The organism is uncultured Clostridium sp. (genome assembly GCF_937920395.1).
Classification (GTDB): domain Bacteria; phylum Bacillota; class Clostridia; order Clostridiales; family Clostridiaceae; genus Clostridium_AD.
The window spans coordinates 1-4,520 of sequence record NZ_CALEVF010000009.1 but is presented as its reverse complement, the minus strand read 5'-3'; the positions used below and the strand labels follow the sequence as shown (position 1 = coordinate 4,520).

Sequence of the window (4,520 nt, the reverse complement as noted above, 5' to 3'; positions counted from 1 at the left end):
ACCTTATGGTGCCCAACTTTTGGTTGCTTCTAGTCTTGCAGCAATTTCACCATTTCTAATAATGAAATACCTTTGTTATCCATACCTTTTAGGTATCTCATCAGTTTTTGCTATAATACTTGGTGTACCTAAATTTAAAACTCCAGCTAAAGGTGCATTAAAGCTAGAAGACTAAGATTCTCTTGATTAATAATATTTCAATAAGGTTATAATTCTAATAAGTGGAATTATAAGGGAGAAATTTAGAAATGAAGAAGAAAACTAGTAAACTTACGAATTGCAAAGCGTGTCACAAGGAAATAGCAAGGAGTGTAAAGAAATGCCCTAGTTGTGGCCATGACCAAAGAAATTGGTTTATGAGGCATAAAATTCTAACAATAGTATTCACAATAATAGCAATTATTGGTAACAACGGGAACAGTACAACAATAACAACAGTATCAGATAAGAATAGTAGTGTTGCAACATCCGCAAAAGTGGTAAAAATAGGAGTAGATAAGACCATTTATGGAATTAATGAAACAGTTAAATCAAACCATGCATCAGTAACAGTTACTAAAGTTAAGAAATTAAATGGTGGAGATTACGATAAGGCAAAATTAGGGATGGAGTTTGTTGTGGTAACGGTATTAATTAAAAATACTGGAACTGGTGAAATAATTTACAGTCCTTTTAATTTTAAAATGCAGAATAGTAAAGGACAAATTACAGATGCAGCAAATACATCTATAGACAGTGAAACTCAATTATCAAGTGCTAGTTTGACTCCTAATGAACAAATTGTTGGAACACTAGTTTTTGAGCAACCAATAAATGATACTGCTTTAGTTTTAAAATACAGGGGTAGTCTATTAAGCAATGGTATTCAATTCGGGCTAAATTAAATAAAAGAAAGTGCTATGACTTAATTGTTATAGTGCTTCTTTTGTATATACAAAAGTTTATCTCATAGATAAATCTATGGTATAGGCTTTTTCAATTATTTTAACAACAAATAAGTAGTTATTAGCATAATCATTACCTTATATAAAGGTATTTGGAAATTAATGTAGAATTATAGTATATGGTACATGAAAAATTTAAAAAAATTGTAGTTAAAATTTGTTAATCTCCCCCTGGGGGTTTTTATGATTTGGAGGCGAAATACTTTGATGCTTAATATATTGTGGTACTTTTTAATTTATGCATTTATAGGATGGTGTATTGAGGTTATATATGCAGCTGTAAAGACAGGAAAATTTGTAAACCGAGGATTCCTAAATGGCCCATACTGTCCGATTTATGGAGTTGGAGTCATAATAGTAATTTATTTATTAGATCCTGTAAAAAATAATGTATTTTATATGTTTTTAGGTTCAATCTTTATTGCTAGCACCATAGAGCTTATAGGTGGATTTGCACTTGAGAAAATTTTTCATCAGAAATGGTGGAATTACGATGACATGCCATTTAATATTTGTGGATACATTTGCCCTATGTTTTCACTGGTGTGGGGATTAGCTTGCCTTATTGTGGTAGACAGAATTCACCCGGTTATTTTTTCTCTTGTTAATTGGATTCCACAGATGGTGAGTAAGGTTTTACTTATAATTTTTGCCTTCCTTTTCATTATAGATCTCATTGCAACAGTAAAATCTATTTTGAAATTGAATAAAAGACTTGAAATAATTGATGGGATAACGTTGAAAATTAGAGAAACATCAAATAATATAGGAGAAAATATTGCTATGGGAGCTATTGATATAGTCAAGAAGAAGGATAATTTGGAAGAAAGTTTCGATATAAAAAAAGAAATTTTAAAAGCAGATCTAACTGAAAAGAAAGGTGAACATAAAAAGGCATTGGTTCATCGAAAACAAGCGCTTAATGACCTTCATAATGCAAATAGAGAGATTTTAGAAGCCACTCATTTTGGTGAAAAAAGGTTGCTGAAAGCATTTTCTGGATTAAAATCCATAGAGCATAAAGATGCTCTTGAAAAATTAAGAAATTCAATTTTAAATGGATTGAGTGCTCCAAAGAAAACAGAAATAAGCAGCGAAAAAGATAGAACTGATGTAGAAAAATAAACTGATTAGTTTAGGGATGTATGCTTAATCATATATTGAATTAAATATTAAAGAGTTTATATGTAAAAGGAGCTTATATGCAAAATATATTTGATTATCTAGAGTGGCGTGGAGATTTAAGTTTTGATTGTGATAGTTTCAATGAAGTGGATAATTTGGTGTTTTCTGTACTTGCTTATTTAGAATTTGATGAAATTGTTCCTCGCGAGGCTGGTGTAGCATCAATTTCATTATTGAAAGCGGCGCAAGAATTTGAAAAAAATATAGATGAATCTTCTACTAACCATTACAATCCCTTCTTTAATCAAATTCCTAAATTATTATCAAAAGCTGCAAACACAACACGTTATGGTGATATCCAATTATCTGGTTATGAAAATCAAGTTGACTATGAGAAGTATAAACAATTTTCTGCTTTGGTATTTTCAATTAACAGTGAACAGCATTTTATTGCATTTCGTGGTACTGATGATACTATCAATGGTTGGCAAGAAGATCTCCAAATGAGTTTTATGGATGAAGTACAAGCGCAGAAGCAGGCTGTAATTTATATGAATAGAATTTTTCCTAACCTTTCAGGAAAGTTCTATCTTGGTGGTCATTCAAAGGGAGGAAATCTTGCTATCTATGCAATAATTAATGCAACTGAAAATGTTCGAGATAGAATAATCGGAATTTATAACAATGATGGACCTGGTTTTCAAAAAAATATTATACAAAGTGAAGGCTATCAAAACATTCTGTGCAAGATCAGGACATTGATGCCAAAATCCTCAGTTGTAGGCATGATATTGGAACGTGGAGAGAAATACAAGGTAGTGAGTAGTTGTAAAACTGGGGAAAAGCAGCATAATCCTTTTTCATGGGAAGTAAAAGGTACAAATTTTGTTTATGAAAAGAAATTAACAAAGAAAAGTACTAACTTAAAAACTACATTAAGGGAATGTGCAAATAAGGTATCTATAAAAGAAAGATCACAATTTGTGGATGCATTATTTAATATTATACAATCCACAGGAGCTAAGACGGTGGATGAATTATCGAAAAAAAAGCTGGCCGCAGTGCATACTATGATTAAAACTTATAAAAATATGGATACTTTTACTAAATCTCTTTTGAAAAAAACAATTGAAATATTTTTTAAAGAAAGTCAAAAAACACTAAAAAATTCAATCCTTAAGGATATTAGTTCCTCACGTTCTAAAAAGAAAAAAAGAAAGATATTGATGATAAATAGGAATGAATTATTTAAAACGTATATTCCAATTATAATTTTTGGATTTTTATGCTTATGTGTAGGTTTGAATAATGTTAATGGCTTACGCTTAACTGTTCTTTTTTCAATATTGTATTTATTTATTGAAACTAGAGGGAAGAAAGGAAAAATGGAAGACAGCAGTTTTATTCCCAAAAACATTTTACCTGATATAAAAAACTATTGGTGGTTAATTTTGCTTCCTGTTGTTTTGTGTATTGTATCAATTAGTTTACTTAAATTTGTCTTGCCAGAAGTCTACTTGTCTCTTTCAGACATAAAACCAATCTTATCATTTGATAAATCATTTTTACAGATACCTAAATTATTGATTTTAGCATTTGTTGAGGAAATAACATTTAGAGGTTTTTTTCAGGCTAAGATTTGCAATATTATAAAACCAATTTGGGCTATCATCATTACTTCATTATTTTTTGTCATAGCAACTTTTTCGGCAGGCTCTACATCAGGTCTTATTTATATCATGTTTTTTATTTTTATAGATAATATTATTTATGGCGTGATTTATCAAAACACTAAGAATATTTACTCGTGTACTATTTCACATTTTTTAGCAAATGTCATTAGTACATTTATTCTTTTGTTTATTTGACTGAACATAAGGAGGCATAAATATGAATAAGATAATCAACATATGTTCAAAGGAACTTAATGATAATGAAAAGTGTAGATGAAACTTATTTTGATAATACAGTAGTTATTACAGTATAATAATTGATTTGTTGACTATAATATACAAAGGGCGTGATATAACTATATATTGTATATGAGTAGGAGGATTTAGTTATGTTCGAAAAGTCAATAAAAAAGATACTTATAGTGTCATTAACACTTAACATTCTTTGTTTATCAATAGGTGGATTATTAGTATATAAAAAAGGTGAAATTAGCTTTAATAAAAGCAAATCGGCTACTGTATTTAACTCAAATATAAAGAAATCATATAGCAAATATTACATTGATAAGGTTAAAAGCTTTAACAATATAAAAAAGACTAATGAAATATTATTTGTAGGTGATAGTTTAACTGATTATTGCAACTGGAATATTTTATTTTCTAATATAAATATTGAAAATTTAGGTATAAGTGGAGATCATACAGGTGGTGTGTTAAATCGAACAAATAGTATATATAATCTAAAACCAAGCAAGGTTTTTATCATGATAGGCACTAA

At 29.2% G+C, this 4,520-nt stretch carries 3 protein-coding genes and 2 pseudogenes; all 5 read left to right on the top strand.

Annotated features, from left to right (window positions below):
- A pseudogene (locus Q0649_RS00620) lies at positions 1-175 on the top strand (Na+/H+ antiporter NhaC family protein); the annotation flags it as partial.
- A 73-nt stretch (positions 176-248) separates the two neighbouring features.
- Positions 249-884, top strand: a complete 636-nt coding sequence (locus Q0649_RS00615) for a DUF4352 domain-containing protein (RefSeq protein ID WP_298836202.1) — start codon at positions 249-251, stop codon at positions 882-884.
- A 243-nt stretch (positions 885-1,127) separates the two neighbouring features.
- Complete coding sequence (locus tag Q0649_RS00610; protein ID WP_298836200.1) at positions 1,128-2,069, top strand: putative ABC transporter permease; 942 nt, start codon at positions 1,128-1,130, stop codon at positions 2,067-2,069.
- Between the two features lie 77 nt (positions 2,070-2,146).
- The gene (locus Q0649_RS00605) at positions 2,147-3,937 is read left to right on the top strand and encodes an Mbeg1-like protein (protein ID WP_298836198.1); all 1,791 of its coding nucleotides are present in this window, start codon (positions 2,147-2,149) and stop codon (positions 3,935-3,937) included.
- 194 nt (positions 3,938-4,131) lie between these two features.
- Positions 4,132-4,520: pseudogene (locus Q0649_RS00600) on the top strand (hypothetical protein); the annotation flags it as partial.